This window comes from Rhizobium sp. WSM409, assembly GCF_057653825.1.
On the sequence record NZ_CM172794.1, the window covers coordinates 1,354,322 to 1,372,408 of the forward strand.

The following is an 18,087-nucleotide window of genomic DNA, read 5'->3' on the forward strand; positions in this document are numbered from 1 at the left end:
TCAGAAAAGCCGTTCGCGAACGTAGATCGTGTCACCTGCGATGATCGGTCCCGATATGTTGATGCGGCCTGTCAGCACCTGTCCGTTGATCTTGCGGGTAACATCGACCATGCGCTGGTTGGCGCGGCTGGTGAAGCCGCCGGCAATCGCGATCGCATTCTGCACCGTCATGCCGGGAACATAGGCATACTGGCCGGGCTGGCCGACTTCACCCATGATGAAGACCGAACGGTAGCGATCGACATCGATGGTGACGTCGGGATCGCGAAGATAGCCTTGCTGCAGTTTCTGGGCAATCTGGCCTGAGAGTTGCTGCAGGGTTCGGCCGCGGGCAGGGACCTGGCCGATGAGCGGGAAGGCGACATAGCCGGCCTGATCCACCGTATAGGTGTTGGTCAGGCTTTGCTGGTCGAAGACGGTGATGCGCAGCCGATCGCCGCTATCCAGTGTATAGGGCTGGATGGTGGCCTCGTTGAAGGCCTTCGGCGCCGGCTTGTACGTCGTGCAGCCGCCCAATGCTGCCGTCATGGCTGCAAGGCTTAGGGCCAAAAGGATCTTGGGCTGGACGACAGACATCCGCTTGTGCTCACAAAAATGAACTCGGTGCAGTCGTTATCGATCCGTTAGGGTTAATGCCCGGTAAAGGGTGCGTGCAATTTCCCGGTTTCCTTCATCGATCATCGCTCTTTGCCGGTGAGATCGCCATTAACCGTTGAGTTACCATGGTCGTTTACGCTTACGGCACCTTTGTTGTGGAGTAAGAGCATGTCCGGCGTAGCTCGTGATCAGGATGTGGACATCGACCTCGGCCAGTTGGTCCGTGCGGTCTGGGCGCGCCGTCTGCGGATTTTGACAATCACCCTCGTGGGGGCGGGCGTCGCCTTTGCCGGCGCCAAGATCATGTCGCCGCAATATCGCACCGAAACACGTATCCTCATCGAACCTCGGGCGCCGGCCTTCGCCAGCACGCAGCAGATCAACGACGCCAGCGCCGGCCCTCTGATGGATGAGCTGAACATCGCTAGCCAGGTGCAGCTTCTGCAATCGGCCGATCTCCTCAAGAAGGTCATCAACGATCTGAAGCTCTATAACCTGCCGGAATTCGACGATGCCGCCAGCGGTTCAGCCATGAGCAGCATCCTGGTGAAGCTGCACCTGAAGAAGAACCCGCTGGAAAATCCGCCGGAAGAGCGCGTCATCGACGCCTTCGTCGAACGCCTGCAGGTCTATCAGGTGCCGGGTTCACGCGTCATCGGCATCAATTTCACCTCCAAGGACCCGAAGCTCGCCGCCGCCATCCCGAACGCGATGGCGAATGTCTATCTTTCGACCCAGAGCGGCGCCAAGCTCGATTCCAACTCCGAGGCGACCCGCTGGCTGGAGCCGGAGATCGAAGGCCTGCGCCGGAAGGTCAGTGAAGCCGAGAAGAAGGTCGCCGAATACCGTACCGCGCACGGGCTGTTGCAGACGAACGGCACGACCACTTTTCCGGCCCAGCAACTGAACGATATCTCCGCCGAACTGACACGCGTGCGGGGCGACAAGGCCAATGCCGAGGCGAGGGCGCAGGCGGTGCGCAATGCGTTGTCTTCGGGCGAAGCCTCCGATACGCTGCCCGACATCATGTCCTCCCAGGCGATCCAGCGGCTGAAGGGGACGGAATCCGGCCTGCAGTCGCAGATCTCCGATCTGCAGACCAGCCTTCTCAACAACCATCCGCGGCTGAAAAGCCTGCGCGCCCAGCTCTCCGATATCCGTACCCAGATCCGCCAGGAGACGCAGAAGATCCTGGCGAGCATCGAAAACGAGTCCAAGGTCGCGGATCTCCGCGCGAGCGAACTCGAGCGCCAATCGGACACGGTGCAGGCCACCAGCGCCCGCGCCGGTGAGGACGAGGTCGGTCTCAACGCGCTGGAGCGTGAGGCGAACGCCCAGCGCCAACTGCTCGAAACCTATCTGGTGCGCTACCGCGAGGCCGCCTCCCGCGCCGACAGCAATTCGAGCCCAGCCGATGCCCGGATCGTTTCCAAGGCCGTCGAGCCGGTCGATCCTTATTTCCCGAAGGTGGTGCCGATCGTCGTCGTCGCTGCCGTCGCGACGCTGATCATGAGCGCCATCGTCATCATGCTGGCCGAACTCTTCAGCGGCCGGGCGCTCCGCCCTACAGATCTGGCTTCAGAGACAATCGAGGCAGAAGCGATCGTCGAGGAAAAACATATACCGCAGGCCACTCCGATCGCCGCTACCGCCGGAAAACCCGTTCAGCCGAGTATGCTCGCCGTCGTCGCGGAGGAAGAGGATACGATCGAGGACGTGAAGGTTGCCGATGAGGCGCCAGAGGACGAGCCGGAGGATGACAACGAATTCTCCGTCGCCTCAGTTGCGGATTATCTCACCGGCAGCCGCGCGCCGCTGGCAATCGCCATATCTCCGACTGGTGACAGCGGCTCGGCGGCGACGGTTTCGCTGACCCGCATGCTCGCCGATGCCGGTCACCGCGTCATCCTGATCGATATGACCGGCTCCGGCTACCCCACGGAACTGATGGCCGAGGACCCGGCCGCCCTTGGTGTCACCGATCTGCTTTGCGGCGAGGCTGCCTTCGGCGATACGATCCACGGCGACCGCCTTTCCGATGCCCATCTCATTCCCCAGGGCCAGAGCGACGTGCGCCGCGCCATGCGTGGTGTCGACCGACTGTCGTTGCTGCTCGATGCACTCGCCGCCGCCTATGACCTCGTGGTGGTCGAATGCGGTTCGGCCGATGTCGCCGGCGTCTCGCGGCTGACGCGCAGCCGGGACGTCGAGATCATTCTCTCGCTGCCTGAGGTCGAGGAGACCATTTTCGTTGCACTGATGACGGAATTCCAGGCTGCCGGCTATGAGCGCGTCGTGCTGATGTCGGGCGGCGAAGCGGCCGAACAGACCCTCGGCCGGGCTGCTTGAACGGCTAGCCGATCCGTGCCCGGATGCCTTGGGCGAATTTATAGAGCTTCGGGCGCGCCTTGATGTGCGCCTTGCCGTGGGTGACGATCCGGTGAGCGGCGCCGGCGACGACGCCGAACGGCGATACCGGCAGCACCACGTCATAATGCGCGGTCTCGACCGGCGCCCAGGAACGCTTGTAGGTCTGGTCGCCGAGGCCGAAATCGAACAGTGCGACACCCTTGCCATGCAGTCCCGAGATGGTCTGCCAATAGAGGAATTCGCCGGGGCTCGTATCCGGCACGAGCTCTTCGTCGATCGCGCCGAACTGGCAGATGATATGGTCACCCTTGCGCGAGATGCCTGATATCGCGGCGATCTTACCCTCAAGTTCGCCCTTGAGCCGGAGCATATGCATCTGCAGCCCGAAATACTGCCTGGTGTCGTCCCGCTTGTCGATGAGACCGTGCAGGAAGGTCTGCGTCTCCCTATCGGCAAAGACGTCGGGCAGGCCAAGGCTGGCGAAACGGGCGCTTTTCAGGCGGAAGAAGATATCGAGCAGGCCGTGCTGTTCTTCCGATGTCCGAGGAATGAGGTATTCGAAGCCGCCGGCCGCCTCGAGGCGCTTCGACTGAACACGGAATTTCTTGCGCCGGTTCTTGGCGTTGAGCTGCTTCAGCGTGTCCTCGAAAGCGGGAAGGAACGGCAGCTGATAGGCGTGATTCTGGTTCTGCACCACCGGCAGCCCGGCGAGCGGGCTCTCGCGCCCACGCCATTCCAGCGGAATGTTCTGCAGCAGCAGCAGATCGGCGCGGCCCTTCAGCGCATGCCGGAGCCGGCCGGCGAACTCATGGGGGGCGATGGTCCTGCCGGCTTCGGCAAAGCTCTCTGCGAATAGGCCGGTATTGATATTGCTGTGATCGGCGGCGATGAATTTCGCCGTCGTGAGCCCGCGAGACTTGACGATCTCGGCCGGCAGAATGAAGGCGGTCTGACCCGCATGAGTGCCTTTGAGGATCGCAAGCGGCCGCTGGAAGGCGCTCACCCAGGCGGCGCACCAGTCGTAGCTCTGATGCAGGGACTGGAGATTGTCGCGCTCCAGCGCCCGCCACTCATCCTCCAGCGGCTGCATCGTATCGAAGACTTCGATGTCGATTTCAGCCATGGCGAGTTTCATGCTCAGCTGGCGCAGGCGCGAAATGGCCGTATCGGCCAGCGCCACGTCGTCGGACGGCTGTTCATGGACATCGAGCTTTTGCGTCTGCACGATTTTCTCCGGTCAAGAATGCTGAACGGGAAGGTAGGTATGCCAGACGTATATTTGGTTTAACCGCACGCGCTGGGCGAGGTTTTCCGCGGATCACGGTTATTCGGCCGTTAATGGCCCTAAAGCATGTCGCGCAAAAGTGTGCCGCGGTTTTGCGACAACGACATGCGTAAAAACAAAGACCTAAAGCGCGACAAGCGAATCTGAAAGATCGCGACGCGCTTTAGCGCAGCGGGGGGCCGGCCATCCATTTGATGATAACCATCGCCGGCAACACCCAGAGCAGGCCGGTGAGCAGGAAATAGAGCAGATGTCCCCACCAGGGCGCGTTGCCGAGCGTCGCCACCGCGATCGTATTCGCCACCAGCGCATAAACGAGCACGAGCACGATGATCAGGATCGTGCCGATGAATTTGCGGAGGCGGACGGGCATCGGTTATCTCTCGGCATGGAGGGGCGAACCGGCGCGACGGCATGCCGCAAAGGTTCGGGGCTTGTTTTGCATGAGCCGGTGGGGCAAATCAACTGCCGGATAGAAGGAGACATCATGGCCGTCGCAAACCTGACCACGGAACAGGCGATCCTGAGCGAAATGCGCAGGCAGAATCGCGACCGCCGCGCCCTGCGCTTCTGGCTGGGCTTCGTGCTTTTGGCGCTCTTCTGTCTCGTGCTCGTCGGCGGCGCCACGCGGCTGACCAATTCCGGCCTGTCGATTACCGAGTGGAAACCGATCCACGGCGTCATCCCACCGCTGTCGGCTGCCGAATGGGAGGAGGAATTCCGCCTCTATCAGCGCATTCCCGAATTTCAGCAGTTGAACAGTTCCATGACCGTCGATGAGTTCAAAGGCATCTTCTGGTGGGAGTGGGCGCATCGGCTGATCGCCCGCGGCATCGGCGTGATCTTCGCGCTGCCGCTGATCTATTTCTGGCTGACGGGGCGGATCGAAAAGCGTCTGCGCTGGCCGCTCGTCGGCATCCTGGCGCTCGGCGGCCTGCAGGGTTTTATCGGTTGGTGGATGGTGTCCTCGGGCCTTTCCGTCCGCACCGACGTCAGCCAGTACAGGCTGGCGACGCATCTCGTCATGGCCTGCCTGATCTTTGCCGGCTGCATGTGGATCATGCGCGGTCTCTCCAGACATTCCGACGATCCGGCGCCGACCGGAAGCTCGCGCGGTTTTGCCGCGGCGATCGCCATTTTCGCGCTATTCCAGATCTATCTTGGCGCGCTGGTGGCGGGGCTCGACGCCGGTTTCTCCTACAATACCTGGCCGCTGATGGATGGTGCCGTCATCCCCTCCGATCTGCTGATCCAGCAGCCCTTCTGGATCAATGCCTTCGAGAACCCGAAGACGGTGCAGTTCATCCACCGCATCGGCGCCTATACGCTCTTCGCATTGACGCTGATCAACATGATGATCGCCCTTCGCGCAGCACCTTGGACCACCCACGCACGCCGCGCCATCGTGCTTTTCGCGCTGGTGACGTTGCAGGCGGCAATCGGCATCGCCACGCTGCTGATGCAGGTGCCGCTTCACTGGGGCCTGCTGCATCAGGCCGGTGCGCTGGTGGTTTTCGGTTTCGCCGTCGCCAACTGGCGCGGTTTTTACGGCGAATATCCGCGTGGGACGATGATCGCCGAGCGCGATTGAGGCGAGTGGCCGTAGCTCGGGGGATCTACCGCAGTACGCTGTCGAGCAGCGGCATGCCGATGATGGCGGCGGCGGCGATCAGGACGTAGCAGGCGATGCGGAAGGTCCGTTCTTCGGCAAGCCCGAACAATTTCGAGCCGCCATAGAGCCCGACCGCATAACTCGGCAGAATGACGGCGGTGAGCGCGAAGACGGCAGGCACGAACAGTCCGCCGAAATAATAGCTGATGGCGCTGAAGACGGACGAAATCGAGAAATAGAGCACCACATTCGCCCGGACGCGGGTGAAATTACTCTTGCCGCCGAGCCAATAGGCGACAACCGGCGGCCCGCCGAGCTGCGCAGCGCCGCTGAAAAGCCCGGCAATCAGCCCGACGCCGCTGGTGAGTGGTGCGGACGCCTCCCCGTGATAGCGCCATCCCGATACCAGCAGCGCAAGCAGGCAGATGGCGATGATCGTGATACTCCAGCGCAAGAGCAGCGGATCGAGCAACGTCAGGATCGCCGTGCCGGCTGGGATGCCGAGCGCAGCACCTGCCGCCATGACGAAAACCTCGGGTCGGTTGGCGCCGCGCCAGGCCGGCGGGATCATCCCGAGTGACGCAATGCCGTCGATGACGAGCAGGATCGGTGAGATCAGCTTCGGGCCGACGATCGCGCCGCCGAGCGGAACGAAGATCAGCGCGGCGCCAAAGCCAGAAAAGCCGCGGGCAAGCCCGGCGATGAAAGCAAAGGCCATCAGCGCATAGATGCCGTGGTCGGGCAGGGCAGCCGTAAACCATGCGTGCACGCCATCGACCAGCGCATCGAGCGTCATGACATCAGGCTCCGTGATTCGGGAATGGCGGGCAAGGAAGGTCCGCTCTCATAGCCCAATCGTCGCCGATGATCGAGCCGAAAGCGATGCTGCGGCCGCCGAGGGAGGCGGCCGCGAGAAAGATCGTGATGAAGACATCGGCGCAAGGCTCGAGCGGCATCCACGTCGATGCCGTCGTCTGCGCCTTACGAGGCGAGCATCAGGTCCATGTTCTGGACGGCGGCGCCCGATGCGCCCTTGCCGAGATTGTCGAGCAGCGCCACGAGGTTCACCTGCGAAGCGCCTGCGGTGCCGAAGACGAAGAGCTTCATCGTGTCCTTGCCTTCGAGATCGATGGCATTGACGCGGGGCAGGGCCTTGCTTTCGGCCAGCGGCACGACACTGACGATATCCTGGCCGGCATAATGGGCAACGAGGGCCGCATGGATGTTTTCCATCGTCGTGCCCTCGGCGAGATCGTCGAGATGCAGCGGCACCTGCACGATCATGCCCTGCGCGAACTTGCCGACCGACGGCGAGAAGATCGGTGCGCGATCGAGCAGGCCGTGCACGGTCATCTCGGGCACGTGTTTATGGGTGAGCGGCAGGCCATAGAGAAAATGTGGCGCGGTGATCGCATCCGGGTGATCCGGGTTTTCCATCTGCGCGATCATCTGCTTGCCGCCGCCGGTATAGCCGGAGACCGCGTTGACCGTGATCGGATAGCCGTCCGGCAGAATGCCGGCGGCGCGCAGCGGCCGGATGAGGCCGATCGCTCCGGTGGGATAGCAGCCGGGATTGGCGACGAAACGGGCGGCAGCGATCTTGTCGGCCTGCTGCTTGTCCATTTCGGCAAAACCATAGGCCCAACCGGGATTGACGCGGAAGGCGGTCGAGGTGTCGATGACGCGCACATTGTTGTTGGCCGAAACCATCTGCACCGCTTCCTTCGACGCATCGTCGGGCAGGCAGAGAATGGCGATGTCGGCGCCGTTCAGCATGTCCTCGCGCATGGCGGCGTTGCGCCGCTCGGCTTCGGGTATGGACAGAAGTTCGACATCGCGGCGGCCGGCCATGCGCGTGCGGATCTGCAGACCCGTCGTGCCGTGTTCGCCGTCGATGAAGATTTTCGGTGCCATGTTAAACCTGCGCTTTCAATGAGTTCTGAAGGTTTCCGGATTCAGTTTGAGGATGATAGGTCAGCCTTGCGACACGGCGATGGCGCGTCTCTCGGCATGAAGCCCCAGCATATACATCGCCACCGTTGCCCCCGCAATGGCGGTGATATCGGCGTGATCGTAGGGCGGCGATACCTCGACGACGTCGGCGCCGCGGATATCGAGCTGGTGCAGACGCTGCAGCACCGAGAGGATCTTGGCGCTCGATGGTCCGCCCGAAACCGGTGTGCCGGTGCCCGGCGCAAAGGCCGGATCGAGGCAATCGATATCGAAGGTGAGATAGGCCGGCGCCCCGCGCGTATGGGAAATGATCGCCGAGGCGATATCGCTGGCGCTCATCTCTTCGACCTGATGACCGTAGAGAATATTGACGCCGCAGTCCTCCGGCGCATGGGTGCGGATGCCGATCTGAATGGAGCGGTCCGGATCGATGATGCCCTCGCGGGTGGCCCGCGCCACGAAAGAACCGTGGTCGATGCGCCGTTCCTCGTCGAACCAGGTGTCCTGATGCGCGTCGAACTGCACGAGCGCCAGCGGCCCGTGTTTTGCGACATGGGCTTTCAGCAGCGGCCAGGTGACGTAGTGATCACCACCGAGCGTCAGCAGGAAGGCACCGCTGTCGAGGATGATATTCGCCTGGCGTTCGATAGCGGCCGGCGTGTCCTGATGGTTGCCGTAGTCGAGCAGGCAATCGCCGTAGTCGATCACCGCCATTTCGGCGAAGAGTTCGCGGTTGAAGGGATATTGCGCATCATTGTCGAAGATCGCCGAGGCGCGCCGGATCGCCTGCGGCCCGAAGCGCGTGCCCGGCCTGTTCGATGTCGCGGCATCGAAGGGAATGCCCCAGACAGCGACGTCGACGCCGGCGAGCTCCTTGGTGAAGCGGCGGCGCATGAAGGACAGCGCGCCGGCAAAGGTCGGATCGCTGGCAGCGGAGGTGAGGCTGGTCGCCGTAAAGGCGTGGTCAATCGATCTGTTCGCCAAATCATGCTCCTTTTTCGGTCGCAAAATCATAGTCGCGTTCGATACGGACGCTGCATTGCAGGATCGCCGTTCGACGCCAGAGCGTCGGGTCTCTTGCGAAGGAATTAGCCGATCCCCCGCGCGCAGAAAGGCGTAGGCGAGGTGCGGACGGATTTCAAGCAATCGTTCGGACGACGGCCGCTCGTTATCGTCGAGCGACCGTCATTCGCTCGCTGCCTATCGGACCGGCTCCCGCAGGCACCACAATCCAGCCAGCGTCGTCAGCGCGGTCGCTGAGACATAGCCCACGAGTGGCCAGGCGCTGTCGCCGCCGAGCAGAATCACGAAGAAGGTTCCGGCAAAGCCGACGATGATGCTTTGGACGCAGAAGTAGAGCGCGACCGCCGTTCCCGCTGTGTCGCCAAAGGCGTCGAGCGCGCCGTTGGCGGTGACCGCCGTCGCAACGACGATGCCGATCGCGATGATCCACATCGGCACGACGAAGCTGACGAGGGAAGGCAGCAGAAACAACTCTCCAAAGGCAAGCAGCACGGCGCCGAGAAGCAGTATTGCCATGCCTCTGGCAAGGCTGCCTGCAATGCCCCAGCGCATGACGAAGCCTTTGGCGAAACGCGCCGTCACGATCATCACCAGCGCCACCGTGGCAAAGATGAAGCTGAAGGCGATGCCGGAAAAACCGGCTTTGTCGATCAGGATACGGGGTGCCGTCGAGAAGAAAACGAAGAAGGCGCCCATCGCCGTGCTGAAGCCGCCCGTATAAACCCAGAAGGGAAGACTTCTAAGGATCGCGCGGAGAGCGATCTTGGCGGTGACGGCAGGGCGGGTTTCGTGCCATCGCATACCGGCGTTGAAAAGCGCGGCAACCGAAAGGAGGCCGATGACGAGGAAGATGGCGCGCCAGCCGAAGCGATCCGCGATCGCGGCTCCGATGATCGGGCCGAGTGCGGGCACGAAAGAGAGGATGGAGCCGAGAAGGCTATAGATCGTGCTGCTTTCGGGACGCCCGGCGTAGACGTCACGCACGGTTGCGAAAGTTGCGACGAGGGTCGCCGACGCGCCGACTGCTTGCAGCAATCTCAAGACCACGAAGACCGGCGCCGACGAGGAGCCGGCAAGCAGGAAGGATGACGCGGCAAAGAGTGCAGCACCGCCAAGCAGGACAGGCCGTCGTCCGATAATATCGGAAATTGGGCCGAAGACGATCTGGCCGACACCGAGCACGAGCATGTAGAGGCTGAGGGTCAGTTGGATGACCGCCGGCGAAGTGCCGAGCGCCTCCGGCATGACCGGCACAATCGGCAGATAGATATCCATGGCGAGCGAGGCCAGGATGTCGAAAGGTGCCATAAGCAGCAAGGCTGCCGGCAGGGAATAGGTCCATTGCTGGATTTTGGGATAAGACATGGGAAAGAACCCGCTCAAATGATTTCATTCGGCGGCGATCTGTCTCTTCATCAGTATCGGAATTGACCGGACAGACGCCGCAACAACAGGGCAGAGTTGTTGCGGCTTATTTGTCTGCGGACTTGGTTGTACCCATGATGCGACCCTGACTGCGGCTTCGCTCATTTCCGAAGCGCTTTGCCAGAGCCGGAATGCGACAATGGCATGCTGGCACGCTTCCGATTGGTTTAAACAGCGTAAAACAAAAAGGCCGGGTTGCCCCGGCCTTCGTAAATTCCGTCTGTCCGAAGCGATTAACGCTTGGAGAACTGGAACGAGCGGCGGGCCTTTGCCTTGCCGTACTTCTTGCGTTCGACGACGCGGCTGTCGCGGGTCAGGAAGCCGCCCTTCTTCAGCACCGCGCGCAGGCCCGGTTCGAAATAGGTGAGCGCCTTGGACACGCCATGGCGAACCGCACCGGCCTGGCCGGAGAGGCCGCCGCCGGCAACGGTTGCGACGATGTCGAACTGGCCGTCACGGGCAGCCGCAACGATCGGCTGGCGCAGGATCATCTGCAGCACCGGACGTGCGAAATATTCCGCGAATTCCTTGCCGTTGACGGTGATCTTGCCGGAGCCCGGCTTGACCCAGACGCGGGCGACGGCGTTCTTGCGCTTGCCGGTCGCGTAGGAGCGGCCGAGCGAATCGACCTTGCGGACGTGGGCCGGAGCAGCAGCTTCGGAAACCGTGCCGAGATCCTTCAGGGAGGAGAGGTCAGCCATATCAGGCGCTCCTTACGTTCTTTTTGTTGAGCGCGGCAACGTCGAGGGCGACCGGCTGCTGGGCTTCATGGGGATGGTTGGAGCCGGCGTAAACGCGCAGGTTCTTCATCTGGCGACGGCCGAGCGGGCCACGCGGAACCATGCGTTCGACGGCCTTTTCGAGGACGCGCTCCGGGAAGCGGCCTTCGATGATCTGGCGTGCGCTACGTTCCTTGATGCCGCCAGCATAACCGGTGTGCCAGTAGTAGACCTTGTCGGAATACTTCTTGCCGGTGAAAACGACCTTTTCGGCATTGATGACGATGACGTTGTCGCCGTCGTCAACGTGAGGCGTGAAGGTTGCCTTGTGCTTGCCGCGCAGGCGCATAGCGATGATGGAAGCGAGACGGCCAACGACCAGCCCTTCGGCGTCGATGATCACCCACTTCTTCTCCACCTCTGCAGGCTTCTGGGAGAAGGTTGCCATAGTGAATACTCTCTTTTGGGACCCTTGGCCCGAAGGCTTGAAGGGCGTTTCTTGTTGCTTGGATTGGCAGGCTCAAGGCATACCAAAAAGAAAGCAGCCCGGATAGGCTGCGTTCTGGCGCGGTGTATAAAGGGAATATGACATTGGGTCAATATAGACTTCCTGAAGGTTTGGAAAAATTTTTCAGTAAAAACAGATACTTAGATATGTGGTATTTTAATACCTCATATTTCCGCGGTCGCGGACTGCTGCCCCTGACGTTTTTCACGTCGTCTCTGTCGGTTTGAAATAGCGTCCGACGGTCGAAAGCAGATCTCAACCTTTGAACGCGCGCAGACATTTCATCATTTCGCGAAGGCCGCGTGTCAGATGTTTGTCCCGGCGTAGAACCATGCCAAGGCGGCGCGTCAGCCGCGGCTTCAGCGATGATGTCGTTACGAGGCCGGCGCGGTCGCGCTTCAGCGCCAGCCCCGGCAGGATCGACCAGCCGAGCCCCACGGCAACCAGTTCCTTGATCGCCTCGATGCTGCCGAACTCCATCGCAGGCCGGATCCTTGTATCCGGTGCAGCCAGCCACGCGTCGATTGCGCGCCTGGTATTGCCGCCCTCATAAAGCAGCAGCGTCCTGTCGCGCATGAAGGCGGCGTCCGGTCCGCCTTCGGGCATGAGGCTGCCCGCGGGGGCGACGGCCAGCAATTCCTCCTCGTAGAACGGCTCGATCTCGAAGTTCCGTCCCGATGCCGGCAGGGCGACGACAGCGATGTCGAGGCTGTTGGCCTCCAGATCGCGCAGAATGTCATCGGCATCGCCGATGCGCACGGTGATTTCGAGGCCGGGCATGGATTTTCTGGCGACGGCGATGGCGCGCGGAAGCAGATGGATCGACGCTGTGCCGCCGCTGCCGATGCGCACGCGGCCGCTGGCGCCATCCCGGTAGGGCATCATCGCTTCTTCCGCTGCAGCCGATTCCTGGAGCAGGCGCCTTGCATAGACGAGCAGGTCGAGACCTGCCGCGGTCGGCTGCGCCCGCCGCCCGACACGCTCGATCAGCCGGACGCCGAGCCGCTGTTCGAGCCCCTTCACCTGCAGGCTGACGGCCGGCTGCGTCAGGCCTTCCTTGTCGGCCGCAGCCGTAAAGCTTCCGAGCTCGGCGACGTTGATGAAGGCGGCAAGCTGATCGAGGTGGAGAGGCATACAAAAGAAATCCTTATGCATAGGATAATATCCATAAGCTTCTTTCGCGGCATCTTCCAGCGCATCTTTCATTCGTTGAAGAAAGGAAGAAAGACATGGCCCTGGAATTAAGCGGGATCCTTGACGCACCTCGCGATATCGTTTGGACGAGACTTCGCGGGATGGCGCGCTGGAGCCTGCGGCTGCTACTGACGATCGAACATCACCTCGAAAAGCGCCGCAGCCGCCGCACGCTTTTGGAACTCACCGACGACGAGCTTTGCGATGTCGGTCTGACCCGTACGCAGGCAAGCGCCGAGACATCGAAGTCGTGGTTCTGGTCCTGACGGCAGCGGTCTCTGCGGGGAGTGCGGATCCTGCTCGAAATTTCCGGCGCCTTGTGGCAAAACGTCTGCCTGGAATCGAGCGCAGGGAGCAGCATCATGGCCGAAATCGTATCCTTCCGGAAGGACGCCGCCGGAGCGGAAGAGGGCGGCTTGCTGACCCGCTCGCTGCGCAACGGCGTGCTGCGGCTCGTGCTCAACAACCCACCGGCCAATGTTCTCTCGATCGCACTTCTCGAGGCCCTGATGCAGGAGCTCGAGACGGCCGATGCAGAACCGGATGCGCGCGTCGTCGTCATCGCCTCGACCGGCAATGTCTTTTCCGCCGGGCATGATCTCAAGGAACTCACGGCCCATCGCGCCGATGAAGATCAGGGTGCCGGTTTCTTCGAAAAGACCTTTCGGCTCGCTGCCGATCTGATGCTGAAGATCACGCATCTGCCGAAGCCTGTCATCGCCGAGATCGACGGGCTTGTAACGGCTGCGGGCTGCCAGCTCGTTGCCTCCTGCGATCTGGCGATCTGCACGGACAGTTCGACATTCTGCACCCCGGGCGTCAACATCGGCCTGTTCTGTTCGACGCCGATGGTGGCCGTTTCCCGTGCCGCGCACCGCAAACAGGCGATGGAGATGCTGCTGACCGGCGAGACGATCGACGCCTCGACCGCCAAGGATTTCGGCCTCGTCAACCGTATTGTGCCGAAGCAGTATCTGGCGCAGGTGGTTTCCAAATATGCGGCCGTGATCGCCAGCAAATCGCCATTGACCCTGAAAATCGGCAAGGAAGCCTTCCACCGGCAGCTCGAACTGCCCGTGGAGGCGGCATATGATTATACCGCCAGGGTGATGGTCGAGAACATGCTGACTGAGGATGCGCAGGAAGGGATCGGCGCCTTCCTTGGCAAGCGCAAGGCCGAATGGACAGGCGAGTGATCACGCCAGTCTCAGAAGCAGCCCGCCGATCGCGATGACGACGCCGGCGACGTAGCGCCAGATGCTGGCTTTTTCCTTGAAGACGGTGATCGAGATCACCAGCGCAAACAGGATTGCGGTTTCACGCAAGGCTGCGACGGTCGCGACTGGGGCTTTTGTCATCGCCCAGAGCGCCAGGCCATAGGAAGCGATCGAGCCGGCGCCGCCGATGAGGCCGCGCCACCAGTTGTGGCGAACGTGACGCACGACTGCGAAAGCGCCGCGCTGGGACGCTGCCCAGGAAAACAGCAGCACCGGCGGCAGCAGCGACATCCACAAAGTATAGGAAATCGCATTGCCGGAGATGCGCGCGCCGATTCCGTCGACATAGGTGTAGGTGGCGATGACGCAGGCATTGGCAAGCGAGAGGACGACGGCACGGCTGCTGCCACGCCGCGCCTCCAGGGCGAGTGTCAGCACGCCGGCGCAGATCGTCATCGTCCCGGCAAGAGCGCCGGTGGAGAGGTTTTCTTTGAGAACGAAACCGCTTGTCGCGGCGATCAACAGCGGTGCGCAGCCACGCATCAGCGGATAGACGAGGCCGATATCGCCGGCCCGGTAGGCGGCGGCGACCAGCTGAAAGTAGGCAAACTGCAGGATGGCAGAGGCGCCGATGAACGGCCAGGCCGAGGCGTGCGGCAACGGCAGGAATGGCAGGAACGGCAGTGCCGAAACCGCGCCGCCGGCCGAGATCAGCGCCGCATCGAGGGACTTATCGCTCCCCGCCTTGATGATGGCGTTCCATGTCGCGTGCAGCAGTGCGCCGAAGAGAACGAGCAGGATGACGTCGAGAGGCAAGGGAGTAATCCGGAAAGGATGAGAGGAAGCGAATGCACCTCGCCTTCGGCGTTTCAAATTCCTGAAAAGACAACTGGGATTTGCACGAAAATGCGCGGCGGCGGTCGCTTATGCGTTCATATGTCGAATAGCATTCTTTCAGTATGTGAACAATGGCGACTCATTTGAGCAATTTTTACGTGCGCGCGACATGCGTTCAATTCATGCGATCCTTTCAACTATGAGCTGTTTCTAATGGATGCGGGAACAAAGAGTGCTGATATCACGAACAAAAAGAGAAAATCTCTGGAGGAATGCGAGAACTGTTTATTCTATGGTGCTGAAATATAGATATTATTCTATAACTTTGATATACGGGAAAATTAAAGCTCCTGATTGTGCAATCGTTACGAAATCGCAGCGCGGGATTGATCGCAAACCTTTCGCAACCGCGAAAGGCGCGCAGTTCCTGCGTCCGCCATGACGGCGAAAAACATCAGAGCTGATGATGCGGAACGAAGAGCATCCCGTCAAGGTTGTCGATGTTCTGGCAGCTCAGCACTTGGCAGCGGGGAGTGTCTTTCGAAGGGATATATGTCCATTCCGCATAATCGGTCGCGTCGCAATAATTGCTGTTGCGGACATAGCGATCGTAGAGCGGCAAGCCACGGGGAGACTGGTAACGGAAGATGACCGCGCCCTGATTGTGGATGGCGGCACGCACGCTGGCACAGCTCATGGTGAGCGGATTGTAGCGCGAGATCGCCAGCGCCGGCGATGCGGCGAGCACGAGCATGAGGGCAAGAGCGATTTTTTTCATCGAATCATCCTCAAGGAGTATCCAATTCATATATACGGGCCAATTCATATATACGGGAAAGACACGCAGCCGGTTTCACGGAAACGCAAAAAAACATGCTGGCCGTGCCTGCCGGAGGGCTTTCGGGAGTGGAGAAGTGGATATGAATCACGACACCTACACGGATGATTACCTCGCCGGCATCCTGCATTCGGTAAAGACTATCGCGCTGACCGGCGCTTCGCCCAATCCAGCCCGGCCGAGCAACGGCGTCATGGGCTATCTGCTGTCGCGCGGCTACGAGGTCATTCCTGTCAATCCGGGGCAGGCGGGCAAACTGATCCAGGGCCGCACCGTTTATGCCCGGCTTGCAGACATTCCCGTGCCGATCGACATGGTCGACGTATTCCGCGCCTCCGAATATCTGGATGGGGTCGTCGAGGAGGCGCTGGCGCTGAGCCCGCTGCCTAAGATCATCTGGTCTCAACTTGGTGTGCGCGACGATGCGGCTGCGGCAAAGGCGGAGGCTGCCGGCATCCAGGTGGTGATGAACCGCTGCCCGGCGATCGAGTATCCTCGTCTTATTGCCTGAGTTGCGGTCCGCGGAGACGGATTTTCCACGGAACGCCCATGGGTTGAAACGTATCGCGATTAACTTTCGCAAGCGACAGGCTATGATCCTGGACGTCAGCAATAACGGGAGGACGACATGGCCAAGAACGATCCGGGATTCAACACGTTGGCGATCCATGCCGGTGCGCAGCCCGACCCAACGACTGGGGCGCGGGTAACGCCGATCTACCAGACGACCGCTTTCGTCTTCAATGATTCCGATCATGCCGCCGCCCTCTTCGGTCTGCAGGCTTTCGGCAATATCTATACCCGCATCATGAACCCGACGCAGGCGGTACTCGAGGAGCGTGTCGCAGCGCTCGAGGGCGGAACCGCAGCCCTTGCCGTCGCCTCCGGCCATGCGGCGCAGGTGATCGTCTTCCACAATATCATGCGTCCTGGCGAGAATTTCATCGCTGCCCGCCAGCTCTACGGCGGCTCGATCAACCAGTTCGGCCACGCCTTCGAGAATTTCGGCTGGCAGGTGCGCTGGGCCGATGCCGCCGATCCGGCAAGCTTCGAAAGCCAGATCGACGATAAGACGCGCGGCATCTTTATCGAAAGCCTGGCCAATCCCGGCGGTACCTTCGTCGATATCGCCGCCATCGCCGACGTCGCGCATCGCCATGGCCTGCCGCTGATCGTCGACAACACGATGGCGACACCCTATTTCATCCGTCCGATCGAACACGGCGCCGACATCGTCGTGCATTCGCTGACAAAATTTCTCGGCGGCCACGGCAATTCCATGGGCGGCCTCATCGTCGACGGCGGCACCTTCGACTGGTCGAAATCAGGCAATTACCCGATGCTGTCGAGCCCGCGGCCGGAATATAACGGCATGGTTCTGCACGCGACTTTCGGCAATTTCGCCTTCGCGATCGCTGCCCGTGTGCTCGGCCTGCGCGATCTCGGGCCGGCGATCTCGCCCTTCAATGCTTTCCTGATCCTGACCGGCATCGAGACGCTGCCGCTTCGGATGCAGCGCCACAGCGACAATGCGATCGCCGTTGCGAAGTGGCTGAAGGCGCACAGCAAGATCGCCTGGGTGAACTATGCCGGGCTCGACGATGATCCGAACCACGCCCTACAGCAGCGCTACTCGCCGAAGGGCGCCGGCTCCGTCTTCACCTTCGGCGTCAAGGGCGGTTATGAGGCGGGCAAGACGCTGGTCGAGGGGCTGGAGCTCTTCTCCCATCTCGCCAATATCGGCGATACCCGTTCGCTCGTCATCCATCCGGCCTCGACGACGCACCGGCAGTTGACCGACGAGCAGAGGATCGCTGCCGGCGCGGGGCCTGGCGTGGTTCGCCTTTCCGTCGGCATCGAGGACGTCAAGGACATCATCGCCGATCTCGAACAGGCGCTCTCGAAGATCTGAGATCAACGAAGTCTATGGTGACCATGACAAACTTTCTCACCTTCAGCATCGACGGCGTCGAACCCGAGTTCGGCGCCCCTGAAGCCGATCGGATTATCTCCGGCGATCCGCATTTCCGTACCTGGAACCTGGAAGAGGCCGAAGGCGGCCTTTATTCCGGCATTTGGGAGGCGACACCGGGCAAGTGGCGGATCGTCTACGAGGAATGGGAATATTTCAGCCTGCTGTCCGGCCATTCGATCGTGACCGAGGACGGCGGTGAGCCGGTTCATCTGAAGACGGGTGACCGGATGATCCTCAGACCCGGCTTCAAGGGAACGTGGGAAGTCGTTGAAACGACTCGTAAGGATTATGTGATCAAGGTTTAAGCGAGAGCCAGCAAGTGATCACGAACGAAGCCGGGCCTATCCCGTCTTCGGCTTCGCTTTTTGTCGTCACGGCCACAGCGATGATCCGAAACGGCAAGCCGGCAACGACGGTGCTTGCGGCCATTTGTCCCGGATTAAATGCTTTTAACCAATCCCATTAATCGGGCCTACATCGACAAATGCTAAACCTTATCTGCAGCGCATTGCGGACATGATGTCTCCTGCCGTC

General features: G+C 61.2%; 19 protein-coding genes. 7 read left to right on the forward strand and 12 right to left on the reverse strand.

Going from position 1 to position 18,087, the window contains the following annotated elements; all coding sequences use genetic code 11:
* Complete coding sequence (locus tag AC25BC_RS06825) at positions 1-576, reverse strand: polysaccharide biosynthesis/export family protein (protein WP_012756926.1); 576 nt, start codon at positions 574-576, stop codon at positions 1-3.
* 189 nt (positions 577-765) lie between these two features.
* Between AC25BC_RS06825 and AC25BC_RS06830 the strand changes: the two genes are divergently transcribed.
* Positions 766-2,946 carry a GumC family protein gene (locus AC25BC_RS06830; RefSeq protein ID WP_012756927.1) on the forward strand — a complete coding sequence of 727 codons (2,181 nt, stop codon included), beginning with the start codon at positions 766-768 and terminating at the stop codon, positions 2,944-2,946.
* A gap of 4 nt (positions 2,947-2,950) precedes the next feature.
* Here the strand turns inward: AC25BC_RS06830 and AC25BC_RS06835 are convergent, their stop codons facing one another.
* Together AC25BC_RS06835 and AC25BC_RS06840 are read right to left on the reverse strand one after the other, a co-directional pair.
* A complete protein-coding gene (locus AC25BC_RS06835; protein WP_012756928.1) occupies positions 2,951-4,192 on the reverse strand; it encodes a GNAT family N-acetyltransferase in 1,242 nt (413 codons plus the stop codon).
* A gap of 223 nt (positions 4,193-4,415) precedes the next feature.
* A complete protein-coding gene (locus tag AC25BC_RS06840) occupies positions 4,416-4,625 on the reverse strand; it encodes a DUF2842 domain-containing protein (protein ID WP_012756929.1) in 210 nt (69 codons plus the stop codon).
* Positions 4,626-4,739: 114 nt separating this feature from the next.
* On the opposite strand from AC25BC_RS06840, the gene AC25BC_RS06845 reads away from it, so the two are divergent.
* Positions 4,740-5,843: a COX15/CtaA family protein gene (locus tag AC25BC_RS06845; protein WP_012756930.1), complete on the forward strand. Its 1,104-nt coding sequence runs from the start codon at positions 4,740-4,742 to the stop codon at positions 5,841-5,843.
* Between the two features lie 25 nt (positions 5,844-5,868).
* Here AC25BC_RS06845 and AC25BC_RS06850 read toward each other — a convergent pair whose 3' ends face one another.
* The 7 genes from AC25BC_RS06850 to AC25BC_RS06880 form a co-directional block, all read right to left on the reverse strand.
* Positions 5,869-6,660, reverse strand: coding sequence for a sulfite exporter TauE/SafE family protein (locus tag AC25BC_RS06850; protein ID WP_003558410.1), 792 nt, complete (start codon positions 6,658-6,660; stop codon positions 5,869-5,871).
* Between the two features lie 185 nt (positions 6,661-6,845).
* On the reverse strand, positions 6,846-7,778 hold the full coding sequence (gene argC / locus AC25BC_RS06855) for an N-acetyl-gamma-glutamyl-phosphate reductase (protein ID WP_012756931.1): 933 nt from the start codon (positions 7,776-7,778) through the stop codon (positions 6,846-6,848).
* Between the two features lie 60 nt (positions 7,779-7,838).
* Complete coding sequence (gene speB, locus AC25BC_RS06860; protein ID WP_012756932.1) at positions 7,839-8,801, reverse strand: agmatinase; 963 nt, start codon at positions 8,799-8,801, stop codon at positions 7,839-7,841.
* A gap of 216 nt (positions 8,802-9,017) precedes the next feature.
* Positions 9,018-10,205, reverse strand: a complete 1,188-nt coding sequence (gene cml / locus AC25BC_RS06865) for a CmlA/FloR family chloramphenicol efflux MFS transporter (protein ID WP_128439639.1) — start codon at positions 10,203-10,205, stop codon at positions 9,018-9,020.
* A gap of 293 nt (positions 10,206-10,498) precedes the next feature.
* Complete coding sequence (gene rpsI, locus AC25BC_RS06870) at positions 10,499-10,966, reverse strand: 30S ribosomal protein S9 (protein ID WP_003558419.1); 468 nt, start codon at positions 10,964-10,966, stop codon at positions 10,499-10,501.
* Between the two features lies 1 nt (position 10,967).
* Positions 10,968-11,432 carry a 50S ribosomal protein L13 gene (rplM, locus tag AC25BC_RS06875; RefSeq protein WP_003558420.1) on the reverse strand — a complete coding sequence of 155 codons (465 nt, stop codon included), beginning with the start codon at positions 11,430-11,432 and terminating at the stop codon, positions 10,968-10,970.
* A gap of 315 nt (positions 11,433-11,747) precedes the next feature.
* The gene (locus AC25BC_RS06880) at positions 11,748-12,647 is read right to left on the reverse strand and encodes a LysR family transcriptional regulator (protein ID WP_171815677.1); all 900 of its coding nucleotides are present in this window, start codon (positions 12,645-12,647) and stop codon (positions 11,748-11,750) included.
* 74 nt (positions 12,648-12,721) lie between these two features.
* On the opposite strand from AC25BC_RS06880, the gene AC25BC_RS06885 reads away from it, so the two are divergent.
* On the forward strand, positions 12,722-12,952 hold the full coding sequence (locus tag AC25BC_RS06885) for a DUF1127 domain-containing protein (protein ID WP_012756935.1): 231 nt from the start codon (positions 12,722-12,724) through the stop codon (positions 12,950-12,952).
* Between the two features lie 96 nt (positions 12,953-13,048).
* On the forward strand, positions 13,049-13,882 hold the full coding sequence (locus tag AC25BC_RS06890) for an enoyl-CoA hydratase (RefSeq protein ID WP_128439640.1): 834 nt from the start codon (positions 13,049-13,051) through the stop codon (positions 13,880-13,882).
* Here the strand turns inward: AC25BC_RS06890 and AC25BC_RS06895 are convergent, their stop codons facing one another.
* Both AC25BC_RS06895 and AC25BC_RS06900 read right to left on the reverse strand, forming a co-directional pair.
* Complete coding sequence (locus AC25BC_RS06895) at positions 13,883-14,719, reverse strand: EamA family transporter (protein WP_012756937.1); 837 nt, start codon at positions 14,717-14,719, stop codon at positions 13,883-13,885.
* Between the two features lie 475 nt (positions 14,720-15,194).
* Positions 15,195-15,518, reverse strand: a complete 324-nt coding sequence (locus AC25BC_RS06900) for a hypothetical protein (protein ID WP_012756938.1) — start codon at positions 15,516-15,518, stop codon at positions 15,195-15,197.
* A 142-nt stretch (positions 15,519-15,660) separates the two neighbouring features.
* On the opposite strand from AC25BC_RS06900, the gene AC25BC_RS06905 reads away from it, so the two are divergent.
* The 3 genes from AC25BC_RS06905 (at position 15,661) to AC25BC_RS06915 (ending at position 17,858) form a co-directional block, all read left to right on the forward strand.
* Positions 15,661-16,089 (forward strand): CoA-binding protein, encoded by a 429-nt coding sequence (locus AC25BC_RS06905; protein WP_012756939.1) that lies wholly within the window; start codon positions 15,661-15,663, stop codon positions 16,087-16,089.
* A 117-nt stretch (positions 16,090-16,206) separates the two neighbouring features.
* Positions 16,207-17,490 (forward strand): O-acetylhomoserine aminocarboxypropyltransferase, encoded by a 1,284-nt coding sequence (locus tag AC25BC_RS06910; RefSeq protein ID WP_012756940.1) that lies wholly within the window; start codon positions 16,207-16,209, stop codon positions 17,488-17,490.
* Between the two features lie 23 nt (positions 17,491-17,513).
* Positions 17,514-17,858 carry a cupin domain-containing protein gene (locus AC25BC_RS06915; RefSeq protein ID WP_041935641.1) on the forward strand — a complete coding sequence of 115 codons (345 nt, stop codon included), beginning with the start codon at positions 17,514-17,516 and terminating at the stop codon, positions 17,856-17,858.
* Positions 17,859-18,087 lie beyond the last annotated feature (229 nt).

Excerpts from the sequence above, each read along its gene's own strand:
- AC25BC_RS06825 (WP_012756926.1), bottom strand. The coding sequence starts at position 576 with ATGTCTGTCGTCCAGCCCAAGATCCTTTTGGCCCTAAGCCTTGCAGCC.
- AC25BC_RS06830 (WP_012756927.1), top strand. The coding sequence starts at position 766 with ATGTCCGGCGTAGCTCGTGATCAGGATGTGGACATCGACCTCGGCCAG.
- AC25BC_RS06840 (WP_012756929.1), bottom strand. The coding sequence starts at position 4,625 with ATGCCCGTCCGCCTCCGCAAATTCATCGGCACGATCCTGATCATCGTG.
- AC25BC_RS06845 (WP_012756930.1), top strand. The coding sequence starts at position 4,740 with ATGGCCGTCGCAAACCTGACCACGGAACAGGCGATCCTGAGCGAAATG.
- AC25BC_RS06850 (WP_003558410.1), bottom strand. The coding sequence starts at position 6,660 with ATGACGCTCGATGCGCTGGTCGATGGCGTGCACGCATGGTTTACGGCT.
- argC (WP_012756931.1), bottom strand. The coding sequence starts at position 7,778 with ATGGCACCGAAAATCTTCATCGACGGCGAACACGGCACGACGGGTCTG.
- cml (WP_128439639.1), bottom strand. The coding sequence starts at position 10,205 with ATGTCTTATCCCAAAATCCAGCAATGGACCTATTCCCTGCCGGCAGCC.
- rpsI (WP_003558419.1), bottom strand. The coding sequence starts at position 10,966 with ATGGCTGACCTCTCCTCCCTGAAGGATCTCGGCACGGTTTCCGAAGCT.
- rplM (WP_003558420.1), bottom strand. The coding sequence starts at position 11,432 with ATGGCAACCTTCTCCCAGAAGCCTGCAGAGGTGGAGAAGAAGTGGGTG.
- AC25BC_RS06880 (WP_171815677.1), bottom strand. The coding sequence starts at position 12,647 with ATGCATAAGGATTTCTTTTGTATGCCTCTCCACCTCGATCAGCTTGCC.
- AC25BC_RS06885 (WP_012756935.1), top strand. The coding sequence starts at position 12,722 with ATGGCCCTGGAATTAAGCGGGATCCTTGACGCACCTCGCGATATCGTT.
- AC25BC_RS06890 (WP_128439640.1), top strand. The coding sequence starts at position 13,049 with ATGGCCGAAATCGTATCCTTCCGGAAGGACGCCGCCGGAGCGGAAGAG.
- AC25BC_RS06900 (WP_012756938.1), bottom strand. The coding sequence starts at position 15,518 with ATGAAAAAAATCGCTCTTGCCCTCATGCTCGTGCTCGCCGCATCGCCG.
- AC25BC_RS06905 (WP_012756939.1), top strand. The coding sequence starts at position 15,661 with ATGAATCACGACACCTACACGGATGATTACCTCGCCGGCATCCTGCAT.
- AC25BC_RS06910 (WP_012756940.1), top strand. The coding sequence starts at position 16,207 with ATGGCCAAGAACGATCCGGGATTCAACACGTTGGCGATCCATGCCGGT.
- AC25BC_RS06915 (WP_041935641.1), top strand. The coding sequence starts at position 17,514 with ATGACAAACTTTCTCACCTTCAGCATCGACGGCGTCGAACCCGAGTTC.